The sequence below is a fragment of the Leuconostoc citreum genome (assembly GCF_004354555.1).
Taxonomy (GTDB): domain Bacteria; phylum Bacillota; class Bacilli; order Lactobacillales; family Lactobacillaceae; genus Leuconostoc; species Leuconostoc citreum.
This window is the reverse complement of sequence record NZ_PUFH01000002.1, coordinates 80903-105650: the sequence shown is the minus strand read 5'-3', so window position 1 is coordinate 105650 and position 24748 is coordinate 80903. Positions and strand designations below refer to the sequence as shown.

The window sequence follows — 24748 nt, the reverse complement described above, 5'->3', positions numbered from 1 at the left end:
CTTGCTTTTATAAAAATCACCGCCTTTGATAGTCCACTTAAATTCATCTCATTGATTTAAACAAAAAGTCTGATATAAAAGCATTTACTATGCTTGGTTTTTCCATATGAACTAAATGCCCAGCATGTGCAATACTTTTTACACTTATTCCAATATTGTTTTCTTTTTCACAAAATTTCCTGTAATTTCCTTGCCATAATCCCGAGTCCACCGAAAAAATAAAAAGTTGAGGCACTTGCACTTGGTGTATGACGCGACGCCAGTCCTGCATTAAATGATCGACTAGTAATTCAAACCCAATTTCTTTGTTGAAGGGATATGCTGACCGTTGTTTTTCTACTCGTCGTCGCAAATTTTTTGGTATCTCACATATTGTCATCGGTCGATCTAATATATGCGGTGACATCAGCCAAAAATTATCCCAATTCAAGCCTTGTAATCCTGATTGCCAATGCGCATCATTAATTGGTTTAGGCGATTCATCTATCGTAATAATGCTTTTTAAGTTCTTTTGCCCAAATATCGTAATATATGCCCAAATGATACTGGCTCCCATAGAATGCCCTATCATGATCATATTATTGACGGCTGTTTTTTGAATCAATTCATTAAGATCTGCCGCTAGTCGCATGACGCGCAAATTTTTAGTCGTACGTGTTGAAGCACCATGACTACGCCAATCCAATGTAATGACGCGAAATCCCTGATTACGTAGGTAGGTTGTCTGCTCATACCATTCCTCTTTGATGCCTGAGTATCCTGTCAATAGAATTACAACATCCCCAGTGCCTTCGTCGGTATAAGTTAGTTGTACCCCGTCACTTGTTAAAAAGTGCATTACAAGATACCTCCCATCTTTGCCAGAAAAGTAGTTAGGATTAGATTGTCTGCTGCACCGCCTATACTCAAGTTGCGTGTCATAAAATGTTCATCAAGCGTATACAAATATGACAGGCCTTCTGGCGTGACACTGCCACCTAGCTCAAAATAATGGTTTATCCATTGTTTTAGTTCCGGTATGATAGCGATTGTGCCAGCACGTTTAATCAAATTGGTATCGTTAATATTGTCAGCGATGACCATCAACGTATCGAGTAATTTTTGGTTAGTGGTACCTGAAGCTTGCTGCAAGAAGGGCAAAGCAATGGCCATTACAGTCGGGAATCCAGCAGCAGCTTCGCCACGCACACCAGTTAATTGATAGGCTTGATACTGCTTTTCGCCAGCGGTTAGTACGCGTTTTCCAAAACTGTGGTTTAAATCTTGCGTCACAATACCTTGCAACATCCCTTGGACAACTTGTTGTAACTGCTGTAGCGAAGCCACACCCTGACGACTAATGTAAGCAATGGCTGTAACCAAAATACCCAAAGAAAATATGGCGCCTTTATGTGTATTAATCCCATTTGTTGCCACAAACATTTGCTTTTCAGCAGCGATGCCAGCTTTCCTGAGCATCTGAAAAATTGATGTGAGTTCACCTCCTGAATAATCCAGCCCGATACGATAAGCCTGATTAAAATAATTAGTCAAAGCTAAGCTACTATCAATAAAGGTAAAAACAGTCATGTCATCGTGAGCACCGTTACTTACTGGGTCAACCAATCCAGGTTTCGGATTGACACTCACCTCATAAAGAAGAGCAGATAGCGCATATTGTACAACTGCTGCTTGCGTTTGTGGCCAGATACGCAATGGTGTTGTGGCCATTTTTTTATACAGTTGATTGATGACTTGATAACCTTCAGTTAACGTATGCGCACCCAACTTCATACATACTTTGGCATCTTTATCACATATTAGGCACTGCCGCGCAGGTAAACCTAACGCCTGACGTGATAATTGCTTTTCATTATGATAAGCCATAACATCAACATCAAATAAGCGACCAGTCAGCATATCAGACTCAAACAATACTGCGACACGTTTAACTGTGGTAATGTCTTCACTAACAATCAGGAAGGTTTCTGGTCCACTGGGCCGTGCAACAAAAAATTTAATATCTTTCACATGAAGGCGCCCTAGCATCATACGCAACCGATTGAAACCTTGCTGAAATAATTGTTGTAATCCTGGGCTGTTTTTAATGGGTCCCGGTATATTCAATTTGACACTAACAACGACATCGTCCGGATAGTGTTTTTCTAATTGCGTCTGAAATGCAGTTCGCCAGTCTTTGTTGGCGAGCACTGTCTCTAGATCAATAGGTTGTCCATCTTGGAAGATATTCATTATTTGTCTTCTTTCACTTATTTTTATGTACACGAATCTTTCGATTCGTTTTAGTCTAGTCTTTAACGGCTTTGATGACGTCAATCACTGTGCCATCACGATACTCTGCAACAGCTACAACACGATCTGTAAATACTAGAGGTTTAGCCTGTCCGACAATTTTCTCGGCTTTTTGCTGCAAAGCCTCAATGGTATAAATTGGTAATCCAGGGACATGCGATAGTTGTTCAATTAAGTCTTGCCGTTTTGGATTAATAGCAATGCCAATTTCAGTCACCACCACATCAATCGAATCACCGGGTGTAATCACAGTTGTAACATTAGGCACAATAGTTGCAATACGGCCACGAACAAGCGGTGCCGAGATAATAGTTAATTTAGCTGTTGCTGCATCCTGATGGCCGCCAATAGCACCACGTATAATGCCATCAGATCCAGACATAACATTCACATTAAACTGTGTGTCAATTTCTAAAGCGGACAAAATCGCCACATCTAATTGGTCAACCATAGCGCCTTTATTAGCTGGATCTGCATACCAAGACGCGTCAATTTCTTGTTGCTGACGATTATCTTTCATGGACTCAGCAGCGCCTTTATCAAAGTCCTGCACATCCATCACACGTGCCACTAAGCCCTCATTCAGTAAATCAATTGTCGGTTTTGTGATGCCACCAAGTGCAAATGATGCCTTAATCTGATTGTTAATCATAGCTTGTCTAAGAAAACGTGTGACCGCCAAAGCAGCACCACCAGAGCCTGTTTGAAATGAAAAACCCTCTTTGAAGTAAACTGAATTGATGATGACATCATTCACTGTTTTAGCAATTTTTAGCTCTTTAGGATCTTTTGTGAAACGGGTTGCCCCAGAACCAATCTTTTCTGGATCTCCCACAGCGTCAACTTTGACAATGTAATCGACTTGCGTTTGCTTGATAGAAGCTGGTGTATTAGGATAAGCTTTAATATTGTCAGTTACCAATACCAAAGTATCAGCGTATTGCGCGTCAATTAAAGCGTAACCAAGTGAGCCAAACGCCGCATCACCGTCCATGCCATTCGCATTGCCAGCATTATCTGAATTGGGTACACCAAGAAAAGCCACGTCAATTTTAATCTCACCTTGCTCAATGGCGCGTGCACGATTACCATGTGATCGGAAGACTACCGGATTTTCAAGTAAGCCATGTGATACTGCATCCCCCAACGAACCTCGCATACCCGAAGACGTAATATTGGTAACAACGCCCTTTTTAATTGCCTCTACAACAATGTCGTTCATAACATTTGTCAAAGAAGACGGTGCTAAAGTTAAATTATGGTATCCCTGATCAATAATGCTACGCATGACCTGATTAAAGACGTAGTCGCCTTCTCGAAAATGATGATGAAATGATATTGTCATCCCATCAGCGACAGTTTTGGCAACAACTTCGTCAATTGATGACAAAACTTTATCACGCCCAGTGGTTGCACGAACCTTGGGCGCAACCCTTTGCGCTATTGGGTGTCCATACGTCACACCGTTGAAAGGCTTGCGTGTCATTTGCTTTAAAATATTATCTGGTATGTCACGTGCTACTTTATTTTTCAATGTAATTTCCCTCCATATCAACTAAGTGGTTGGCCTTTGCCAGTCGCATCACACGTTCTGCTCTTAGTACAACAGGACGGTCAACCATTTGCCCATTCATTGCAATGACACCAGACCCTTTTTGACGAGCTTCTTCAATTGCAGCAATCACATTTTGTGCATTTAAAATCTCTTGTTGAGATGGTTCGTAAACTTTGTTCACCATGTCAATTTGCCGTGGATTAATGAGTGACTTACCGTCAAAACCAAGCTGATGAATAAGCTCCGTTTCACGATAAAAGCCAGCTTCATCATTTAAGTCTGTAAAGACCGTGTCAAACGCTGCAATACCAGCTGCTCGTGCTGCATGTAAAATGACGTTACGTGCATAGCTTAATTCTTGGCCATCGGGGTAACGGTGCGTTTTCATATCCGTTGTGTAATCTTCTGCAGATAATGCAATACCAATCATACGTGTTGATGCCATAGCAATTGCATTCGCATTAACCACACCACGTGCCGATTCAATTGCGGCCATGAGTTGTGTTGAACCTATCTCTCGTCCAAACTGTTTCTCTGCTTCAATAACCAACTTTTCAAGCGTTTGAATCATTTCAACTGATTCCACTTTGGGCAAGCGAATCACATCAATCCCAGCCTTGACCATAGCTTTAATATCATTTTGATAAAAAGGTGTATCTAAGCCATTAATACGTACTACCAGCTCAGCATCCCCATAGTCCACTGTTTTTAGTGCTTGATAAACAAGATAACGTGCCGCATCTTTTTCATCCAATGAAACCGCATCTTCTAGATCAAACATAATTGAATCTGCCCCAAAAATACCAGCATCTTTAACCATCGCCGGATTGTTTCCTGGCACAAACATCATGGTGCGGCGTAATCTTTCTTCCGTAGCCATTACATTACCTCCCAATTTGGTTCATCTGCTAGGTCTAATGCCCGTTGCACAGCTGTCATAGCGCGTGCTTTGATCACCATATCCAAGGCACCCTTATCAACAACTTTTACCTCAGCATTGTCGACACCATACAGTGCTAAAACTGCCGTAATTGTTGCTTTGATTGCATCATCAAATTGTTTTGCAACATCTGAGACTAAATCGAAAGTAATCCCATCGCTCCCTTGACTCAACATAATTTGTACATCAGAAGATTCTAACGTTCCTGCCATCGCAGTTTTTTTAATTTCCATCAATTTTTTGTCCCTTTCTAATGCGCGTTTGTAGCGCGGTAATATTTTCTGATATAAACAGCGCGGTCGTTTCTGGTACCATCTCCGTCCAAACTTGGCGGTTATCAGTTGCAATAGCTTCTCGTACGGCACGCGCTGAGACAACCTGTCGCTGACTATTTAATCGTGGTACGATTGTTAGTTCGATACTGTCATCGAACTCTCGTGCCAATGTTTGATTGTAATGTGCCGTTGTTTCAGATAGGGGTTCACTACCAACATAACGTCGGGTAATATGTCGCGCCGGTGCGATAATATTTTTGAAAAGACGTGCGTCCAAAGTTGTCTGATAATCAATAACAGTCGTTTCATCATGAATAAAGTAAGAAGGAAAGGTGAGATAGCTAACCATGTAGTCACCCCCACTGACGACCACCACATTCTTCAAATCTGCTACACCTTTTGAAACAAGCATTTGGCGTTCAGCCGTTGTGAAAAGAGAAACATCCTGCGCAACCACAAAAACATAAACAAAATCATTTTCTGTGGCCGCTTTTTCAATGAGATAACGATGTCCCCTGGTAAAAGGATTAGCGTTAACGACAACAGCAGCTATTCTTGAGGTCTGATTTCCCATTTGTGGCAACTGCCGTATAAAGCTATGGACATCAGGCAACCCTTTTTCTAAAATCGCCCCCAGACTAGACTCAGCCAATACACCAAATCCAATGTGTTTAAAACTAGCGATATATCGTGGCTTTGTAAACACAAAATGATGAAAACGACCAAGTGTTGCCATATAGTTTTCCAAAGTTGTCATGACCTGATTAAATCGTGCCCCTTTAGAGGTTGCCCCACGGTCGCAAACGGCGATATATTTCAATACTTTACCTGCGATTGCGCCAGTCCCCACTAGGCGCTCACCGTCAAATAGACCAACTATTTTTTCAATCCCTATTAATTCTTTTACATTAAAATTATCAATATCTAGTTCAGATAAAAATGTTTGCCAATATTGCCGCTGCGTTGGGTTATTTAGATTAATATCCCGTATGATATCAGCCATCAGCTACCCTCTTTGTGTTGTTTAGCGTAGGTCAAAACTGCTGCTTCTACTTGAGAAACAACACCTTTGCCAAATACACCTGGCACAATATGTGTTTCGTCTGGATCTGTCATCATGTTTGCTAAAGCTTTTGCAATTTGTACCTGTAATGCCATATCAACATGCTTTAAGCCACTGGCCAATAACCCTTTGAATAAGCCAGGAAATACCAGCACATTGTTAACTTGGTTTGGCCATTGTGATGAACCTGTTGCAACAACTTTAGCCCCAGCAGCAAGCGCTTCTTCGGGTAAAATTTCTGGAACGGGATTAGCTAGTGCAAAAATGATTGGCCGTACGCCCATTTTTGCAACCTGCTCCCCCGATAAAACGTGCGCATCTGATAAGCCAATAAACACGTCTTGTCCAGTGATGACGTCGTCCAATGTTTCGCCAGCTGCTTGAGAAACCTTTCGTGCTAATTCACGTTGATAACTGTTATATCTATCGTCATTTTGTGAAACAACACCATGGACATCAATCAAGGTTATCTTAGTCATACCCGCCGCTATTAAAATCTTTGCGGTAGCCACGCCAGCAGCACCAACGCCATTAATAATTACTTTGAGTTCTGATAATTTTTTATGAACAACCTTGGCGGCATTAATCAATCCTGCCAGTACAACAATTGCTGTTCCTGTTTGATCATCGTGATATACCGGTATGTTAAGTTCTTCACTCAATCGGCGTTCAATTTCAAATACTCGTGGTGCTGCAATGTCTTCTAAATGTATCCCAGCAAATGACGGAGCCATTGCTTTAACCGAATTAACAAATTCATCCACACTCACTTGATTTAAAGCCATTGGGATGGCATTAACATCCGCAAAGTTTTTATAAATTAAAGCCTTTCCTTCAACAATAGGTAATCCTGCTGCGGGACCAATATTACCAAGCCCTAAAACGGCTGATCCATCAGTAATCACAGGAATTAGTTTTCCGCTCATTGTATAAGCTTTCTTCTGTGACTCATCGGCAGCAATGAGTTTTGCTAGTCCAGCTACCCCTGGTGTGTAAGCTTCACTCAACTCAGACGGTGTCGTAATATCAAACTTAGATTCAATATCCAATACACCTGTGTGTGCTTCATGAATCGATAAAACTTCTGCCATATTTACCATAGCTACGCCTCTTTTCTTTTTGTAGCATGTGTTTTGTACATGTACATTAATTAACAACCCCTATTCTAGTAAGAGGCTATGGTACTGTCAACGATTTTTATTGATATTTTTTAAATATTTTTTTATAAATAGACGATTTTTTAAATATTTAAAACGAATGAATATTTTTGAATTTAATTTTTTAAAATGAATCGTATTTTTTAAACAGTTTGTTTCAATATTAAAAATTTAGTACAATAGCAACAGAGGACCAAAATATGAGTTCACATGAATTACTATCTCAAATTGCTGAAGACTATTATTTGAACAAACGACCCTTTGGCGACATCTCAAAAAAATATCATATTAGTCGTTACTTAGTGAATAAATATCTTAACGAAGCTGTAAAAGAAGGCATTGTAAAAATTGAAATAACCGCTAATTCTCATCGCAATGCACAACTTGAGCACATTTTACAAGACAAGTATGCTGATATTAGCTTCTATGTTGTGCAAGACGATATCAATAACATTACGACGTCAGAACATTTATCAAATTATGCGGCGAACTTAGTTGACAAATTACTCAACGATAATAATAAAGTGATTGGCCTAACTTGGGGTGAAACGATATATAGTATGATTGATAGCCTCAAAAGTACGCCTTTAGAACGGGTTAAATTCACACAATTTTTAGGTGAAAATATGAAATATAACTCAACTGCAGGCTCAATACGTATGGTTGAACGTGCGGCTAAAAAAGTTTCGGGTGAATTTTTGACTTTACCAGCACCACTATATATTTTGAATGACATCGTTAGACAGGGACTATATTCTGAACCTTCCCTGCAAAATACACTGGCTGTAGCAAATAATATGGATGCGTTAATTACCGGCTTGGGTACGTTGCGCTCACTGGAATCTATTCCAATTTGGTGCAACAATCTAAATGGCATTTTCCCAACTATCAATTTCCGTGATATTGCTGGGATGATTTACGGTCGCCCATACGATATTCATGGCCATTTTTTGAATCAAGATGATGATAAAATTGTTGGCCTACCCGTTAATCAAATTATGAAAGTGCCAAGACGTATCTGTTTGGTGCGTGGTAAATCAAAATCTCGACCCGTTGTCGGAGCACTTCGCGGCAAACTTATAACAGATATGATTCTCACTGAAGCTATGGCTTATCGCATTCTCAACGAAGAAAATTTGTAATGACAATAAAAAAGCAGTTAAATGATCAATGTCATTTAACTGCTTTTTTATTCAAGTTATTTAATTATTAATGAAATACCATACCACCATCAACGATAATCGTTTGACCAGTGATATAGTTTGAATCATCCCCTGCTAGGAAACTAACAACATTAGCCACATCTTTGGCTTCACTCAGACGGCCCAATGCGATACCATTAGAGAATTGCGCCATGCCCCATTCATCATCCTTACCCGCATTTTGTCCAACTTCATGAGCAATATCCCACATCATAGGCGTCTTGACAATACCCGGTGCAAAAGCATTAACGGTAATACCAAACTCTGCTAGTTCTTTAGCTGTTGTTTGCGTAATGCCACGAATAGCAAATTTAGTTGAACCATAAACCGTTAGATTAGGATTGCCTTCAACACCTGCTTGTGATGTGGCATTAATAATTTTACCGCCATGTCCTAATGCTTTAAAGGCCTCGGTAGCAGCTTGTGTGCCCCAAACGACACCGTTGACGTTAATTCCCCATGTCCAGTTCATATCGTCCTCCGTAACCGCCATGATAGGGGTTGTTGGTGCTACACCAGCATTGTTGATGATAACGGAGAAATCACCAAACTTTGCTTTTGTTGCCTTAACAGCTGCAAAAACCTCATCACGCTTTGCGACATCAGCTTTAATCGCGATAGCTTCGCCACCTTGTTGATTAATCTCGCTTGCTACCTTTTGCACTTTATCTAAATGACGACCAACAAGTGCCAACTTAAAACCATCCTTTGCCAATCGTTCTGCAATCGCTTGTCCTATGCCTTGTCCAGCGCCTGTTACTAATGCTACTTTTGTCATAATCACATATCTTCCTTATTTTTTTATATCTACACTTAACAATATACGCCGTTTTGTGAAAAAGTAAACATAAATCGTTAAACAATTTTACCCTTGCTAACTGCCATTGGTATAAAATAAAACTATTAGTATTTACGGGAGACATATATGTATTACATTGATGGTCAATTTTATCAACTGGGATTAAAACAAAAAATAAGTTTTTTTATTGTTTCCCTCGTCATTAATTCCTTCGGTAATGGTTTAAGTGTTGCATCCGATATGGGATCTGCCCCTTGGACTGCTGGTGCTGCTAACTTAGCAAATCTAACTGGCTGGCAAATCGGAATTTTTCTAGCTCTTTTTGCCATAGCAGTTGCTTTTCTCAATATGTTTCTAGCCATGAATTTCAATTGGCCTAGACTACTGGGAAATGTGGCTTTTGGCCTATCATTTAGTTTTTTGGTTGGCTTGTTTTCTTCACTATTTATTAATTTAGGGATACATACCTTGCCATGGTGGTTACGTTTGCCGATTGATTTCTTTGCTATTTGGAATATAGGTGTTGCCATCTCAATTTATCAACGTGTGAACTGGGTTTTGCATCCCCTTGACGATTTGACAAACATTCTACGTTTTGATTACTTTCACGGCAATGCTTCAAAAGCACAGATGAGCAATTTCATAGTAGCTATTGCTATTTCCTTAATCACATTTTTATTTACACACCAGTTTGTTGCCCTTGGTATTGGTACAATTGTCTCGTTTCTTTTCCAAGGTCGTAATATTGCCTGGGCTGATAAATATATTTTTAAACACCTGGTTCATGGCGATGTTCGAGGCAATTAAAAAAGTGCTTGGGTATAAAACCAAGCACTTTTTTAAATATATGGGCTATTAAATTTTGTTTTAGCAAAGGTGAGCCATAACGAAAAAATAATACTGACACTTACAGGAATCCACCTGATTAAATTATAACTCGAACTCGCCTTATCAATATGAAAGATAATAACTAAGGCAGCGAAAGCAACATAACATCCCATTGGTATCAGCTGCCACCAACCAGAAAACCCAGCATCATGCAGACGACGTGTGTATAACGCTATATTGGGTATGAAGACAATCACTGCAATGATTGCGGAGACAACAATTAAAAATGACACCGTACCCATTAACGGTGAGCTCTCGGTTGCCACATTACCCCGCTTGCCAAAGAAAGTTCCTAATCCTGCAACCATAACAACAACACACATTAAGCATAAATAGATTACACCCCAAAACCATGTCACCCAATTAAAAGCACGCTGTGAACTGGTCCCCCGAAATGTGGCGTATCTTTTAAAAAAATCGACTAATGCTGCCCAAGCTGTCATATTAATCCCCCATAAAACTCAATTCGTTTTGTCCATTCTACCATTGGTTTATTTTGATAACAATAAAAAAACGGCGACAGCCGTTTCCAATATTATGACATAAATATCTTTTTTGTTGCTTGTTTTACAGCCCCATTATTAAGAACAGCGTAAGTAATCAAAACCTGAATTGGGAAAACAATGACGGATTTGACAAACCTTGGCCCTAACAGAGTCATAAAAGTAGTCATATTATGCACATGGGAATACATGATAAACAGCCACACTGTATTTAAAAAGATGTTAACAACAAGGGTTATTACCCCGACAACTAGGATAATACGCAGCCAACCAACATAATCTTGTTGATAATAACCTAATGCATAAACTAACGCACTAAAGACGGCTGATACCGTAAATCCGATAAAAAAGACACTCGTGGGGTTAACAATTGTAATATTAACGACATCTAATACCAACGCAATCAACATCGTCCACAAAGGCCCATACCATTTGGCGATAAGGGATATGGCAATAAACACAAAGCCCACTTTAATAACATTCGTACCAATCGTCAGCTTACCCAAGACTAAATCTAATCCCATCAGTAATGCTAAAACGACTAGTTGACGACTATCTAACTTCGGCAGGGCCCACTTATTGGTAATCCCTGATACTTTTTGAACAAACATTGTTCTGAACCTCCTATTGGAGTGTTCACCGCAAATATATTTTGGTGAATGTGACAGTTGCATCGCACGTTTTCAATATCGAAAACATTTCGTTGAAGGCCCACATTCCGTTTCCTTCACACTTAACGCACAACTATCTACCCCGTTTTATTTGTCTCTTGGACTCGTTTATTGTAGCACTTTTTAATCCGAACAATAGAAATAATTAATTCCCATTTCACGCAAACCAACTATTTACAACACACAAAATGTTAAAATATTGAGATAAGCTACACAACCAAAAGTTACATATCAAAGGCGGTAACCATGACAAACAATGCTATAGAAAAACCACGTATTACAATTACCAATGTCATTTGGTGTTATGATGCTGTCAACCAAGCCATTAAGCTATTGCTCATCAAACGTGCAGATACGCCGTTCCAAAATTTTTGGGCTCTGCCAGAAACCTGGCTGCGCGTAGATGAGAGCGCTCATGAGGCCACATTACGCTTAGTTAGAGAAAAGCTAGGGCTTGATTTACCCAATATTCACGCTGAGCAACTCGCAACATTCACTGAGCCAGACCGATCACCTGGTGAACGTGCGCTATCGTTAAGTTATATGACTTTTCTACCAGTCGAGCCTCTGCTAACACCTGGCCCAGGAGCAACAGACGCCCAATGGTTCACATTAAAAAAACACAAATCTGGTTTATTTCAGTTTAAGTATCGCGAGCTGTTATTTCGTACGCTGTTAGCTGATGACTATATCACACACAACGACCCGCAACACCGACTCGCGTTCGATCATAACTGGATACTCACTGTTGCTACGCAACGAATTGTGAACAAACTGGATTACCAGCCAACCATCTTGTTAATACTTGGACCCGCATTCACTTTAAAACAAGCCCGACAAGTCTTTGAAATTTTTGGCAAAAAAGAGCCTGATAACTCAAACTTTCTTAGAAACCATCAAAATATTTTGATTCCGGTAGGTTCAAGTAGTCAAAATAAGCCTGGTCGGCCAGCAAAAAAATATCAGTTGCTTATTGATTTATTATAGTGTATAGTTCTCCTTAATCAATAAAAGTAAAATTAACTTTTATTAGCATTGGAAGGAGAGATTTTGTCATGGACAAATCTAAACGTCTGCTACTTATCGTTGGCACAGCTTGGATGATTGATGCTCTGGACGTCGCTATACTGTCATTTATGATGCCACTCATCAAAACAGAATGGACATTAAATGAAACGCAACTCGGCTTAGTCGGTGCAATGACTTCATTTGGCATGTTGATTGGGGCATTACTTTGCGGTAAACTGTCTGATCGATTTGGTCGTAAGAAAATACTAATGGGGACACTTATTTTGTTTTCGCTTAGTAATTTGGCGCTCGTTTTTGCACCAAATGTCACTTGGTTCATGGCGATTCGTTTTATTACTGGTATAGGTCTCGGCGGTGAATTGCCTGTAGCTGCAGCACTAATTGCCGACCGCTATACTGGCACAAAACGTTCACAAATGCTCGTGCTGAGTGATAGTTTTTGGGCTTATGGCTGGATTTTAGCATCCCTAATTGCTTTCTTTGTCATCCCACACTTTGGTTGGCGAATTGCTGCACTACTTACAGTAGTATTGGCGTTGTACGTTTTCGTCTTACGAAAACATTTGCCCGATGATGCGATTATCCACAAGCAAAATACTGCTTCTTTCCGACAACTCTTCTCCCCAAAACACAAGTGGCCTTTAATTATGCTAAGTTTGGTTTGGTTCATTGTGATGTTGACCTATTATGGTATTTTCCTATGGTTACCTAGCGTGCTTGTTTTACGTGGTTTTTCAATTGTCCATTCGCTAGGCTACACACTTGCTATGAGTATCGCACAGCTACCCGGCTATTATTTAGCAGCGCATTTACTGGCTAAAATGAACCCTAAAAAACTACTCATCGGCTATCTTATGGGAACAATTTTAGCTAGCCTGATATTTGGATTGGCCAATAATGTTCCCATTATTTTAATTGCCGGCGCGGCATTATCATTCTTTGATTTAGGTGCTTGGGGCATCCTTATCGCCTTAACACCTAGCCTCTTCCCACACGCTATTCGCGGTACTGCAATGGGTTCAGCTCAAGCAGTTGGCCGCTTGGGTGCCGTGATTGGCCCATTCTTAGTCGGCTGGTTACTTGATATTAAAGTAGGTATTGGTGGCGTCTTTAGTCTATTTGTATGCTTATTGTTAATTGCCATTATCATTATGGCTTTCGGTATCAAAACTAGAGTCGACAATTTCGACAACTGATAACCACTTGCAGACTCATGCCCATAATAAAGAGGTCGCAATTAAAAAAGATCGTCAACATCATAATAGTTGATGATCTTTTTTTAATGTCATGCGACTGTGCTATGGCTTAATGTAGGCAAAGCCTTGATGTTGTTTGTTCACCAACTCTACAACGCCAGATGGTACGATACGACTCTCGGCTTGTACTTGTTTTGGTAGTATTTGTCGTTGCTGTAATGAATTGTTGCAAACCGCAACATCGATGCCTCGTCGATATAAGTCAGTTAAATTGATGTCGGCGTCTTGGCGTACCTGCGTAACCGCCTCACCATTAACCAACAATTCAATTATCCCGTCATCATGACTTTGCTGCCAATGTTCATATAAGTGTGACAGATTAGATAATACGGTTGGCCACTTGTTTGTTTCATCGATATGCACGATCACGTTCATTTTATTTTCCTACGCCTTTTTAAAGCAGTATAGCACTTATCCACGAAAATTGTTTAATACAAGTATGTGCTTTGGTTGTCGATGTTCTGTCATATGAAATGACTTTTCAGAGGTACTAATCTCACAACACAATACTTTCTAGCCTGCTTTTAGCAACTGGGTGAAAGTTTTTATTTGACTTATTAATTATAAATATTGGTCCTTCCAACAAAGAACTGATATAATCAACTTCTACTAGTGTCATTAATAACGTCTTGTGGTTTTCATTTTCAGATACTGTGCTCTCAACTATCGAATGGCTGTTGTATTTACGATTAAATCCTTAAGTGACAGTATAGTGTATACTTTCTTAAACTGACCTTTTTCCAACACTCTCTTAATGAATTTTTAAAAAGGTACATATGATGTCTATGACTGCTGAACGCATCAAACTATTACGTGAACAAAAAACTAACCCAACAAGAATTAGCGAATAAAATGAAATCCTTAAGAGTAACCATCGCTCGTCTAGAATCAAATCAAGTTGCCGAATCTCTTGCTTTGCTATCATAAGACTATTTCACTTCACAAACAGCTCAATCATAATATGAAAAAATCTATTCAAACAGCTGACTATAGCCAAGACTATTAGAAAGAAGTGACATTTGCTTATATCATATTTGACTCATTCTTCCAATACTTTATGGATATTAAAGAAACTATTTTCCAAAAAATAAACTTTACATTATTAATTATGATTTGATTTATTGTTAAATTTATTTTCAAAACGGTCATTATTTATTAAAGAAGAGATGACTGTAACATAAAATAAAAAGCAAATACTAATTTGCTAGTATTTGCCCTATAAAATAATATTATTTAGTCCAATCTGATGGAGTGAATAACAAATTCATAGTAAATTTAGGATTTATCGTAGCTGTTAATTTATCAGTAACAGTTCCGTTATAATTGAATGTTGCACTATTTGAATATGCGCCACTTGTGTCCTTAGCACTAAGCATTCCATTTTTGTTGGCTAACTGTGTTGATGTTGCGCTTGAAAAATCACTATTAATCGATCCACCAGTGATTAAATTGGTTGAAACATTCGACCCTGATGTATCAGTGGCAGTAACTTTTCTTGTGAAATTTGCATTCAATGAACTAATTGATGAAAGTGGTACAGAATCATTTTGTTTGAAGGAATTAACTTTAAAGCTTACTGGACGACCAGAATTGTTAGTAATATTATATGTGGGTGATACAATATTTTTGTCTGTTTGAGTGTTATAAAAAATTGTTGCAGTATCTAACGTTACGTTAATCCACTTATCTGAACCTTCTGGAATTGGTGCTACTGGGTCTGTGTTATCTGCACCCAAAGTGCCGTTTACAGTAACATCCGCATTATTAGTGCCATCTGATATTGTAGTGGCATTTACAACTGTTGTCCCTACAGTACTTACGCCTAGTATTGCAACAACACCACTTACAATAGTATTTCGTAATATTTTATTCATCTCATTCTCCTTCTATATTCTTAGTCCTGCACAACAATTTTTACAGCTGTTGATACCTGACCTTGGGCTTTTGAAGTTTTAGCATTATAAAGTTTGAAATTAGCTTTCCCAGTGTAATGACCAACTTTCAAAACTTTATCTAACTTGGCATTTTTGACTTCATAACCTGGTTTTATAGCTCCCGACGAATAAATAGTCATGCCACTATCTAAGTTAATTGTGACGGCAATGGGATAAGCATTATTTGCTGGATTCTCAATGTACATATCGCTGTACGCTGTTTTCTGATTGGCATTGATCTCAGGGTTAATAATCATTTGAAATTTACTCTTATTAACCGCTGATTGAGCAGAACGCGCTAACTGACTCTCATTCATCTTTGATGCATCTTTTTCAGAAGGCAAAAAATCACCAGCTATAATTTTTGTTTTCTTCGTTATTCTTTCTTGACTGTTTAAATAAACCAATGTTAGTCCACCAGCAATCATAAAAGCCATTAATAATAATAGTAAAAGCCAAATTAATCTACGCTTTTTCTGCTTATCTTGAGGCTCTTTATTGTTTTCCAAAACGTTTTTTACTCCTTTATTGTGTAAAGTTTAGTCTCATTATATAATTAATTACTGCCTTGTTTTTGCTACTAATTGCTCCCCCATATTGACCAATTAAATTAAACTTACTGCTTCCCTCAAAGGGCGAAACGTTAAATCTTGTTTTTTTGCCAGATTGGACAAAAGGCATTTCAATACCGTCGGTATTTTTCAACGCTAAGTACAAAGGATTTGGTTCTGTCGTTGTTGCTAAGTTTTCTACTAAATTAATATTGCTATCGCCACCTGATATAGCTGAAATTCCAAAGTCTGTATCAAAATTTGAATGGTTCACCACTTCATAACTACTGTTAGATGTAAACATATCGTTATTTAATGCCAAAAATGCCATATTTGTGGGAACCGTAATATTCAGTAGTGATTTAGGCACCTCAATAGACTTGGATATCCATTGAGATGAAGAACTACCAGTAGCTGATGTAACATTTATTTTTAAATAAACAACATAGTTTCCAGCATTTATCTGTGAAACTTGACCTGTATCATTTTCAAATATACCCTTATATAGAGCTGATTGTGAATTTTCTATAATAGATTGATTGTCTGAACTTGTAATATCTCCATCTATTTGTGAGTTCTTGTAAATTTTGTATTGTGTACTCACATAAGTATAAGGAACATTGACACCAAGACTATTAAATAAAATTTCACTAACTAGTGGATTATTATTAACATGGCTACTAATCACGGCTGTTGGAATAATTTTAGGATAATAAATTACTCTTTTAGTATTAGATGGAAATAAAGAATCTGTTAGGTTAAAAGCATTCGCAGAAGCATCCCGTGTTGTTTTATTCGAATTAACGTACGAATCGAGAGAGTATGCGGTCTGTGTTGTTGGTGTAATCTTTGGCGAGGAAGTAAAAATACCATTTGTGGAAGATGTATTTTCAAAACTAATTTTAGATGGGTCTGATGTAGTAAAGTTTGTATATAATCCGCTCGCTTGATTGCCAAATTTCCCGTTCCCAGTAGCATTGAATGAAGAATTTTTTGCCATGTTTATATTTGAGCCAACACTGTTTGTCATTGTAATGTCATAGGCAGTGTTTGTAATGTTTAACTGTGATGAATCTGCCATATCAATGCTCAATCTCTTACCATATGAAAACAAAGGTTTACTTGTTTGAATATTAACTTTAGCATTTTTCTGTAAAGTCATATTAAAATCATTTCCACTTGCGGAGTTCCATAGTAATGCAGTAGCATCATTAGTATTATGGATTATATTAGTTATACTGTCACTGCCAAATACTAAATTTGCGCCTTCCATAAATTCTTGCCCATAACTGCCAGGTATAGCTGAGAAGTTATTTGTCCCTGTCATTGTAACTATGGTTCCTGCATTATAATTGCATATCGGTTGAGCACCATTCTTTCCATAGTAAGTTACATCATGAATCGTCAAGTTAGCTTGGTAAGATGTGCCCAGTAATATGCCATAATACGTTTGTCCAAATGAATAGTCACTACTACCAAAAATTAAATTACTATAGGTTACATTATACCCATTCTTAGTCAGCAGATAGCCAGCAGTTCCAGTTGTATAGTTTGTACCAGTATAGTGCATAGAATAGCCATTACCATCAACGACAACATTGGATTGAATTTTGAAGGAATCATTTGCTGTATATGATATATTGTCTGTTAACTTTATATGTAGTGTCTCAGAAGAAGACAAGGTCGCGCCATTATTGAGAGCCGAGGTTAATTCCGATGAAGTACCTACTGTATAAGGGTTAGCAGCAGTTCCAGTTCCATTAGCACTCACAGAATATTGTATAAAACACGAAAATAAACAAAGCCAAATAAATAAAAGTATTTTTTTTATCAAATCTCCCCCTTCTTTCTTGTATATAAATTTTAAAATTTATTGATACAATAATTCTCTTTAATGCTGATTATAACAAACTTGTTATTAAAATGCTATTTTTATTAGCCTAACGATCGTTTGATATCTACTGACATTTTATTCCACAAAAAAACGCAGTATCAGATTTTAAAAATCTGATACTACGCTTAAATATTACTGGAGAAGAAGGGATTCGAACCCTCGCACGCTTTAACACGTCTACACCCTTAGCAAGGGCGCCTCTTCAGCCGCTTGAGTACTTCTCCATAACAGATACTACTATACCAGATAAAATCATTAGTAGCAAGTGTTTTCATAATCAAACATTTCCATCACTCGCTAGTACGCCAGCAAAATCCTCATGGTAAATAGCATACTTTTTTTCACCAACACCAGAAATAGACAAAAATTCTTCATCTGTTTTTGGCCTTAAAATGGCCATATTCATCAATGTTTTATCCGAGAATATCAAAAAAGGCGGTAAGCCTGCTGCTCGTGCTAACTCTAAGCGCTTGGCCTTTAGCTTAGCGAACAATTGATTATCAGCATCTGACATTTTCAAACCGGTAGCTGCTGATGTCGCTTGTCGTTGTGCAATAACTTGGCGATTGACACGTTTTTCGACCACAAGTTCACCTTTAAGCACACGAACACCCATAGCCGTTAATTTCAGAACTGGATACTCACCACCTTCAATTTTCAGGTAGCCATCAGCGGTTAAATAGTCGATAAACCGACTGATATCTTTAATTGTTCGTTCTTTCATGAGCCCATATGTCGGTAAGGCGGTTAAATAATCATACTTTTTCACAGCTGCATCATGGGATCCCTTTAGCACCTTGGCAACCATCGTTTTACCAAAACTTTGATTCATTCGCACAACATTGGCCAAAACACGCTGTGAATCAGTCGTTACATCAACGATGTCACGAGAATCTAAACAATTAGAGCATTGCCCACAATCTTTGGCAACTACTTCACCAAAATATGCTAATAGATAACGCGGTAAACATGTTCCGGTATTAGCAAAAGCATTCATTTCACGAATTTTGTTATATTCGTTTTGTTTATACGCCTCAGTCCCTTCAGATTTTTGGACGAAGAACTCTTGCAAATGTATGTCTTGTGGCGCATATAGCAGTAAGGCTTCCGACGGTAAACCATCGCGCCCAGCACGTCCTATTTCCTGATAATAGGCTTCAATATTACCAGGCACAGCATAGTGAATCACAAACCGAACATCTGGTTTATTAATGCCCATGCCAAAGGCATTTGTTGCAATCATAACTTCTACTTCATCATATAAAAAGGCTTCTTGCATGGCTTGCCTTTCTTTTTCAGGCAAACCCGCATGATAACGCCCAACTTTCATTCCCTGTTTATTCAGAGACGTATATAACTCATCCACTTGCTTACGCGTAGCAGCATAAATAATACCACTTTTACCCTGATTTGCTCTTAAATAGTCTTGTACATACTGTCGCTTATCCACTTGGTGCGCAATCTTAAGTGCTAAATTGTCGCGAGCGAACCCTGTCAGTACAGTATCCTCATCCGCTACGCCCAGTAATTGCTGCAAATTCTGACGTACACGCTCCGTGGCTGTTGCTGTTAAACCAAGAACTGCTGGTTGCCCTGAAATTTGTGACAGTAATGGCAGTATGTTCAAATAGCTCGGCCGAAAATCATGTCCCCACTGTGACATAACATGGGCTTCATCAATGGCTATCAATTCAATGGGTAATTGCTGGATAAACCCAAAAAAGCTCGGGATTTCCAAGCGTTCTGGTGACACATACAACATTTTATAAAGACCAGCACGAATATCTGACATACGCTGCGCTTGCTCTGAACCAGGTAACGTGGAATTTAAAAATGTTGCGTCTATTCCCATCGCATTCAAACCGTCAACTTGATCTTTCATTAATGAAATCAACGGAGAAATTACTAAAGTAATACCTTCAAACATCAACGCTGGTAATTGGTAGGTAATTGATTTTCCCCCACCCGTTGGCATAATTGCTAATGCATGCTTGTGTGCCAGCACTTTTTCTATAATATCTAATTGTCCTGTACGAAAATCATCGTACCCAAATACTTCTTTTAAAATTTCACGCGGTTTTTGCATAATTCCATTATAAGCCATTGGCTTATCTCATGCGTACTTAAAACACTGTCGTGACATCATTAAAATTAGCGACATGTAATTGACCATGTTCATCTAAATCAAACACAGCTACTGCACCATTTTTAGGACGTGCGGCCGTCTGTAGTTTGCCGTAATGTTGCGCAAGATTGCCAATTAATTGACCATGTGTGACCAACAACAGATTAGCATTGGCAGGATAATGTTGCTGCAGCGTAGCTAGTGATTGATCGATGCGCCGCCAAAAAGCTGCGGCATTTTCACCTAAATGTTGTGGGTCCAACTGATAGATTGTATCCATGATAGTTGTCATATCGACATGTTGACCAATTTCGCTTGGATTGTCAGTTGGTAAGCCTAACGCGTCACCAACCGCACCCCACATCTCATGATTGCCGCCGCCTTCAAAGCTACCAAAGAAATATTCACGCCAATCTGCTGTAACCTTTAATTCAGGCGTATCGAATTGATTTTCAGCTAAAATAAATTCCGCCGTATGCATAGCTCGAGAAGTATCTGACGACAATGCCGCATCAAAACGCACGTTTTGTAAACGTTCTCCTGCAGCCTTACCATCATGCTCGCCTTGTGCCGTCAAGGGTGTGTCAGCCCATCCTTGAACCTTGTCTAATTGATTAAAAATTGTCTGCCCATGTCGCACCGTATATAGTTTCATTATGACACCTCCTGTTAAATGACGATTATGATTTATTCTTTAATTCTACGCGTTTTTTTATTATTGTGCGCTTAAATAATACTACTCATGACTATAATCGTTATAAACGTATTGTTGACTTCTCATTTATGATAGTATAAAAGAGAAGTTAATTACACATTTAGAGGTCATTGTTTTGGAAATAGTTAATCATGTTCAGCATTATCGTAAGCAAGCTAACCTAACACAAGAAAAATTAGCGCAATTAGCCCATGTTTCTCGAAAAACGATTAACTCTTTAGAACGTGGGCATTACACGCCATCGTTGTTATTGGCTTTGCAGATATCAAAAATACTTAACTTAGATATCAATGTTATCTTCAGTATAAAGGAATAAAAAGGTGCTATTCGTCATGACAAAAATTATTTTTGAGCAAGTTGTTAATATGATTCTCGCAACACTATTAGCTTGTGCCACTGCAACCACAGTATTACATTCTACAATTGATACATCCAACACTAACTATTTTGTCGAGATCAAATTCAACAGATTATGGTTATTGTTCATATTGATGTCTATTATTTTTTCTATTCTCCGCTACGTTTACGGCAAAGTTTTTGGTCAACATGATGGTTATGATACTAAAGCAGCAGAATTCAGTTGCCAAGATGAACGTGAACAACTCATTTCACAACATGCTACTAAAATTACTTACCGCTTTATGACGAATATCTTGGCTGCATCTTTGGCCATTTTATTATTCTCCAATTTACTTACTAATTCTATTATGATGTTACGCTTAATCCCAATTATTTTAATTGCGGTATGCTTTAATCTGATGTTACTTATTTATCTAATCGCTTGGATCTTTTACGACCATAATATTTAACCACAATAATTACTGATAATAAAACAGCGTTAGCGCGTTATTTTTAACATCGATTGGCGGTTTGAAATGCATCAACAACTTACTTTAGCGCAATTTAATGCGCATTACTTCTATAAAACAGAATTAGTATCGCTGTGCAAACAGTATGGTTTACCTGCATACGGCACCAAGGCTGAACTCAATCAATATATCCGTTTATATCTATCTGGTGAACCAATCACTCACATTAAATCTACTCGCAAAAGACCACCTCACAAAAAATTAGCGACAGGACAGTTATCACTTAAAACCAAAATTGTTGGCTCTGGTTTTAAGTTTAACAATGAAGCACGCGAATTTTTTGCCAATTACTTTGGTGTGGCACACTTTTCCCTCAAGAAAGAAATGGCGATTATCAAGCGACGTGCCGAGACAACACATGAAGAACCCACCTATTAATGGCATAATTTTGTTAGAGATTTCTGTGCTAGTCGTGTATCAGCACAATATACCAATAAGTTAAAAGTGGCAGCATGTTAACAACACCCCACAATGTCTAATCACCATACTGATTAAATATTTCTTTAGCAATAGCTATCGCATTAAGCACCTTTGGAAACCCAACATACGATAAACAGTGTATCATTGTTTCAACAATTTCATCTCGTGTCATACCGACATTTAAAGCCGCCTGAATATGAATTCGAAGCTGACTCACTGTATCCCCTTGTGTTAACAAAGTGGTAATTGTAATCATTTCTCTTTGCTTCATATCCAATATGCCCCGCGCAACTGCTTCATCAAAGACTAATAAGGTTTTTTTATCTAATAATGGTGCAATTTCAGACAAACTATCAGAAACCATTCGACTTGCCTCTTTACCAATAACTGCTTCTCTAATTTTTAAACCATTTTCGTATTTATTCAAAATACTATCTCCTTTTATATATGATAAGCTTGACTATAAACTATCAAGTAAACTTTATAGCAAATCATATTTTTAAAGGCGGCAGTATCATGGTAAAGACATACAGTATTTCGGAAATCGCAACATTGACACGACTATCAGCGCCCACACTACGTTACTATGAAAGTATAGGTCTAATACACCCTGTTCGCAATGAAGCGAATTACCGTATATTTACTGATCAAGACATACGGTGGCTGACTTTCATCAAGCGTGCAAAAGCAACTGGTATGCCACTCTCAAAAATCATTACATATGCACAATTACGAAAGCAAGGAAACAGTACAATTGCTGCCAGAATTAGTCTTCTCAGGCAACAAGAGCAATTACTACGTTCGGAAAAAGCTAAAATACAACAACATATTGATTTTTTATCTAGTAAGAAAAGTTACTATCAATCATTATTAGCACAAGAAAATACCACTGATAAGTAATAATCTTACCAATAGTATCATTAGAATTAGAAAAAACATACAAGACCTTGTATTTCATCTTATATGCTTTATTTACCACAAAATATTAACTACATGTCTGTTTGCCAAAATAATTCGTCCAAAGTGCATCCCAATACTTTACAAATATCAACGCAGAGATTGATACTCGGATTATAATTCCCTGATTCAACTGCAACGATTGTTTGACGAGATACATTCACAGATTGAGCAAGATCATTTTGTGTCATCCCCGCAAGCGTTCTGGCTGCCTTTAATTTTAAATTCTTATTATTTGTCATCACCGAATTTCGCTTCTCTATAAATGACAAACCCAATAATCACACCGTAAATCACTAAAAATACAGCGTTCATCAACAACAACATATCGTTAAAGGCTAATTGTTGTTTAACAGTGTACCCACTGGTAAGAAACAAAAACACCAGGCCAAGGCCAATAATCTCAGTAAACATAGCCAAAGCAACTTGCGTCTCACGTTTTAATTTCAAAAAATAGGTATCTGTTAACTGTAAATTTTGCTCAACGGCTTGATGAATGAGCAAAATATAAAAAATAAATACCATTTGTGCATCAGTCGTAGCCCACTGCATATCTAACAACGATACCACTGCTAAAATAACTACACTCCCCATGGCAATGTACAAACCTCTTGTATCAATGTAACCCGTTTTTAGAACCTGAAGCTCATCCCTGCCCCAGCGATCAGTTTTACTATAGTTCATTATTAAACGTCCCCTCTTATTAATATGATAAAATCATAACTTATATATGACTAAAAGTCTAGTATATTTGTCATTAGTGAATGACAAATATGCTAGACTCTTGATATAGTATCAGAATTGTTCTCAGTCTAAAAAGGTATTGCCTCTTTTCAGAAACAATACCTTTTTAGACTTTAGCGCTTATCTCGTCTTTCCCGAAGCCAATTGTAAGCTCCTTTTATGACCTTGATTAATCATATCTTGATATTCTGATTGATACTTTGCTAAGTAACTTTTAATTTTAATTATTTTTGTTGCCGACATACGTTTATCTTCATGTAAATTAACATGATTGTCGACAGCAATACTTCCTGTCACGGGTACACTTTCATCATTAGACGTTGACAAAATGATTTCATATTTTTGTTTAGCCATCACCTGCACAACCAAATTATTTTGTCTGACAATAATCGTTCTTTTTTGTTCAGACAAAGGTATGCCAATCACACCAGTAGGCATGACATGTGTAAAAAAATGCATACGTCCTTGCTTTAATTCAAAACCATTACCATCACCTTGAACTTTATTGTTAACAGTCCAGCCATAAAAAGATAAATTGTCTCGATAATTATTTTCATCGTGTTGCAATTTCCAGTTATACCCAATATATGCCACAATCAAGAAACCTAATAACAAAGCAACTACTTTATAGATTTTAAAATGCCTCGTTTTTCTACTTGTTGATTTAATCATATCAACATCTCCTCTTAATAAAATATCAAGAGATACGCCAAATAAATCACTAATTAATACAATTGTTTCCAAATCTGGATAGTTGCGTCCAACTTCCCAGCTCGATACTGTCGAACGCGAGACATTCAAAGCGTTCGCCAAAAATTCTTGTGTCCATCCTTTTTTCAATCGTTGCTCTTTAATTCTATTATTAATTGTCAATTTGGGCACCTCCTTGACTATTTATTATGCAGATAT

28 protein-coding genes, 1 tRNA gene and 1 riboswitch are annotated in these 24748 nt (G+C 38.0%); of the genes, 8 read left to right on the top strand and 21 right to left on the bottom strand.

What is annotated here, in order from left to right; genetic code table 11:
* Positions 1 to 43: 43 nt before the first annotated feature.
* The 7 genes from C5L21_RS01045 to C5L21_RS01015 are packed head-to-tail and all read right to left on the bottom strand — an operon-like array spanning position 44 to position 7225.
* Positions 44 to 838 carry an alpha/beta fold hydrolase gene (locus C5L21_RS01045; protein ID WP_040176525.1) on the bottom strand — a complete coding sequence of 265 codons (795 nt, stop codon included), beginning with the start codon at positions 836 to 838 and terminating at the stop codon, positions 44 to 46.
* Positions 838 to 2232, bottom strand: coding sequence for a triphosphoribosyl-dephospho-CoA synthase CitG (gene citG, locus C5L21_RS01040; RefSeq protein WP_085699409.1), 1395 nt, complete (start codon positions 2230 to 2232; stop codon positions 838 to 840). Before citG ends, C5L21_RS01045 begins: the two co-directional genes overlap by 1 nt.
* A 55-nt stretch (positions 2233 to 2287) precedes the next feature.
* Complete coding sequence (citF, locus tag C5L21_RS01035; RefSeq protein WP_004899665.1) at positions 2288 to 3826, bottom strand: citrate lyase subunit alpha; 1539 nt, start codon at positions 3824 to 3826, stop codon at positions 2288 to 2290.
* A complete protein-coding gene (citE, locus tag C5L21_RS01030; RefSeq protein ID WP_048801852.1) occupies positions 3816 to 4727 on the bottom strand; it encodes a citrate (pro-3S)-lyase subunit beta in 912 nt (303 codons plus the stop codon). Before citE ends, citF begins: the two co-directional genes overlap by 11 nt.
* Positions 4727 to 5020 (bottom strand): citrate lyase acyl carrier protein, encoded by a 294-nt coding sequence (gene citD, locus C5L21_RS01025; RefSeq protein WP_004899669.1) that lies wholly within the window; start codon positions 5018 to 5020, stop codon positions 4727 to 4729. The genes citE and citD overlap by 1 nt, the downstream gene beginning before the upstream one ends.
* Positions 5010 to 6065, bottom strand: a complete 1056-nt coding sequence (gene citC, locus C5L21_RS01020; RefSeq protein WP_133285981.1) for a [citrate (pro-3S)-lyase] ligase — start codon at positions 6063 to 6065, stop codon at positions 5010 to 5012. Before citC ends, citD begins: the two co-directional genes overlap by 11 nt.
* Positions 6065 to 7225 carry an NAD(P)-dependent malic enzyme gene (locus C5L21_RS01015; protein ID WP_048801853.1) on the bottom strand — a complete coding sequence of 387 codons (1161 nt, stop codon included), beginning with the start codon at positions 7223 to 7225 and terminating at the stop codon, positions 6065 to 6067. The genes citC and C5L21_RS01015 overlap by 1 nt, the downstream gene beginning before the upstream one ends.
* A gap of 257 nt (positions 7226 to 7482) precedes the next feature.
* Here C5L21_RS01015 and C5L21_RS01010 point away from each other — a divergent pair, with 257 nt between their 5' ends.
* Complete coding sequence (locus C5L21_RS01010; protein WP_004899675.1) at positions 7483 to 8424, top strand: sugar-binding transcriptional regulator; 942 nt, start codon at positions 7483 to 7485, stop codon at positions 8422 to 8424.
* A gap of 67 nt (positions 8425 to 8491) precedes the next feature.
* Here the strand turns inward: C5L21_RS01010 and C5L21_RS01005 are convergent, their stop codons facing one another.
* Complete coding sequence (locus tag C5L21_RS01005) at positions 8492 to 9262, bottom strand: (S)-acetoin forming diacetyl reductase (RefSeq protein WP_004902450.1); 771 nt, start codon at positions 9260 to 9262, stop codon at positions 8492 to 8494.
* Between the two features lie 147 nt (positions 9263 to 9409).
* On the opposite strand from C5L21_RS01005, the gene C5L21_RS01000 reads away from it, so the two are divergent.
* Complete coding sequence (locus tag C5L21_RS01000) at positions 9410 to 10090, top strand: DUF6198 family protein (protein ID WP_004902448.1); 681 nt, start codon at positions 9410 to 9412, stop codon at positions 10088 to 10090.
* A 32-nt stretch (positions 10091 to 10122) separates the two neighbouring features.
* Here C5L21_RS01000 and C5L21_RS00995 read toward each other — a convergent pair whose 3' ends face one another.
* Both C5L21_RS00995 and C5L21_RS00990 read right to left on the bottom strand, forming a co-directional pair.
* On the bottom strand, positions 10123 to 10614 hold the full coding sequence (locus C5L21_RS00995; protein ID WP_004906214.1) for a DUF805 domain-containing protein: 492 nt from the start codon (positions 10612 to 10614) through the stop codon (positions 10123 to 10125).
* A gap of 92 nt (positions 10615 to 10706) precedes the next feature.
* The gene (locus tag C5L21_RS00990) at positions 10707 to 11285 is read right to left on the bottom strand and encodes a folate family ECF transporter S component (protein ID WP_085699411.1); all 579 of its coding nucleotides are present in this window, start codon (positions 11283 to 11285) and stop codon (positions 10707 to 10709) included.
* Positions 11286 to 11325: 40 nt separating this feature from the next.
* Positions 11326 to 11432, bottom strand: a riboswitch (THF riboswitch).
* A gap of 159 nt (positions 11433 to 11591) precedes the next feature.
* Between C5L21_RS00990 and C5L21_RS00985 the strand changes: the two genes are divergently transcribed.
* Both C5L21_RS00985 and C5L21_RS00980 read left to right on the top strand, forming a co-directional pair.
* Positions 11592 to 12332, top strand: coding sequence for an NUDIX hydrolase (locus C5L21_RS00985; protein ID WP_085699413.1), 741 nt, complete (start codon positions 11592 to 11594; stop codon positions 12330 to 12332).
* A 68-nt stretch (positions 12333 to 12400) separates the two neighbouring features.
* Positions 12401 to 13570: an MFS transporter gene (locus C5L21_RS00980; RefSeq protein ID WP_085699415.1), complete on the top strand. Its 1170-nt coding sequence runs from the start codon at positions 12401 to 12403 to the stop codon at positions 13568 to 13570.
* A 102-nt stretch (positions 13571 to 13672) separates the two neighbouring features.
* Here C5L21_RS00980 and C5L21_RS00975 read toward each other — a convergent pair whose 3' ends face one another.
* The 7 genes from C5L21_RS00975 to C5L21_RS00945 form a co-directional block, all read right to left on the bottom strand.
* Positions 13673 to 14005, bottom strand: coding sequence for a DsrE family protein (locus C5L21_RS00975; protein ID WP_004902438.1), 333 nt, complete (start codon positions 14003 to 14005; stop codon positions 13673 to 13675).
* 854 nt (positions 14006 to 14859) lie between these two features.
* Positions 14860 to 15504: a hypothetical protein gene (locus tag C5L21_RS00970; RefSeq protein ID WP_004902432.1), complete on the bottom strand. Its 645-nt coding sequence runs from the start codon at positions 15502 to 15504 to the stop codon at positions 14860 to 14862.
* A 20-nt stretch (positions 15505 to 15524) separates the two neighbouring features.
* Complete coding sequence (locus tag C5L21_RS00965; protein WP_004902429.1) at positions 15525 to 16073, bottom strand: hypothetical protein; 549 nt, start codon at positions 16071 to 16073, stop codon at positions 15525 to 15527.
* 16 nt (positions 16074 to 16089) lie between these two features.
* On the bottom strand, positions 16090 to 17949 hold the full coding sequence (locus C5L21_RS00960; protein WP_085699417.1) for a hypothetical protein: 1860 nt from the start codon (positions 17947 to 17949) through the stop codon (positions 16090 to 16092).
* A 196-nt stretch (positions 17950 to 18145) separates the two neighbouring features.
* A tRNA-Ser gene (locus tag C5L21_RS00955) sits at positions 18146 to 18233 on the bottom strand.
* Between the two features lie 53 nt (positions 18234 to 18286).
* On the bottom strand, positions 18287 to 20113 hold the full coding sequence (gene recQ, locus C5L21_RS00950) for a DNA helicase RecQ (protein ID WP_085699418.1): 1827 nt from the start codon (positions 20111 to 20113) through the stop codon (positions 18287 to 18289).
* A 19-nt stretch (positions 20114 to 20132) separates the two neighbouring features.
* Positions 20133 to 20789: a histidine phosphatase family protein gene (locus C5L21_RS00945; RefSeq protein WP_085699420.1), complete on the bottom strand. Its 657-nt coding sequence runs from the start codon at positions 20787 to 20789 to the stop codon at positions 20133 to 20135.
* A 175-nt stretch (positions 20790 to 20964) separates the two neighbouring features.
* On the opposite strand from C5L21_RS00945, the gene C5L21_RS00940 reads away from it, so the two are divergent.
* From C5L21_RS00940 to C5L21_RS00930, 3 genes are all read left to right on the top strand, one after another.
* A complete protein-coding gene (locus C5L21_RS00940; RefSeq protein ID WP_085699422.1) occupies positions 20965 to 21165 on the top strand; it encodes a helix-turn-helix transcriptional regulator in 201 nt (66 codons plus the stop codon).
* 16 nt (positions 21166 to 21181) lie between these two features.
* Positions 21182 to 21658 (top strand): DUF2178 domain-containing protein, encoded by a 477-nt coding sequence (locus C5L21_RS00935; RefSeq protein WP_085699424.1) that lies wholly within the window; start codon positions 21182 to 21184, stop codon positions 21656 to 21658.
* Positions 21659 to 21724: 66 nt separating this feature from the next.
* The gene (locus C5L21_RS00930; RefSeq protein ID WP_004905077.1) at positions 21725 to 22096 is read left to right on the top strand and encodes an SAP domain-containing protein; all 372 of its coding nucleotides are present in this window, start codon (positions 21725 to 21727) and stop codon (positions 22094 to 22096) included.
* A 97-nt stretch (positions 22097 to 22193) separates the two neighbouring features.
* On the opposite strand, the gene C5L21_RS00925 is transcribed toward C5L21_RS00930, so the two are convergent.
* Positions 22194 to 22565, bottom strand: coding sequence for a carboxymuconolactone decarboxylase family protein (locus tag C5L21_RS00925; RefSeq protein ID WP_004905078.1), 372 nt, complete (start codon positions 22563 to 22565; stop codon positions 22194 to 22196).
* Between the two features lie 89 nt (positions 22566 to 22654).
* Here C5L21_RS00925 and C5L21_RS00920 point away from each other — a divergent pair, with 89 nt between their 5' ends.
* Complete coding sequence (locus C5L21_RS00920; RefSeq protein ID WP_004905079.1) at positions 22655 to 23038, top strand: MerR family transcriptional regulator; 384 nt, start codon at positions 22655 to 22657, stop codon at positions 23036 to 23038.
* An 89-nt stretch (positions 23039 to 23127) separates the two neighbouring features.
* Here C5L21_RS00920 and C5L21_RS00915 read toward each other — a convergent pair whose 3' ends face one another.
* The 3 genes from C5L21_RS00915 to C5L21_RS00905 all read right to left on the bottom strand — a co-directional run bounded on the left by C5L21_RS00915 (position 23128) and on the right by C5L21_RS00905 (position 24721).
* Positions 23128 to 23337 carry a helix-turn-helix transcriptional regulator gene (locus C5L21_RS00915; RefSeq protein ID WP_004905080.1) on the bottom strand — a complete coding sequence of 70 codons (210 nt, stop codon included), beginning with the start codon at positions 23335 to 23337 and terminating at the stop codon, positions 23128 to 23130.
* Positions 23327 to 23779: a hypothetical protein gene (locus C5L21_RS00910; RefSeq protein WP_085699426.1), complete on the bottom strand. Its 453-nt coding sequence runs from the start codon at positions 23777 to 23779 to the stop codon at positions 23327 to 23329. The genes C5L21_RS00915 and C5L21_RS00910 overlap by 11 nt, the downstream gene beginning before the upstream one ends.
* A gap of 180 nt (positions 23780 to 23959) precedes the next feature.
* Positions 23960 to 24721 (bottom strand): helix-turn-helix domain-containing protein, encoded by a 762-nt coding sequence (locus tag C5L21_RS00905; protein ID WP_241652865.1) that lies wholly within the window; start codon positions 24719 to 24721, stop codon positions 23960 to 23962.
* Positions 24722 to 24748 lie beyond the last annotated feature (27 nt).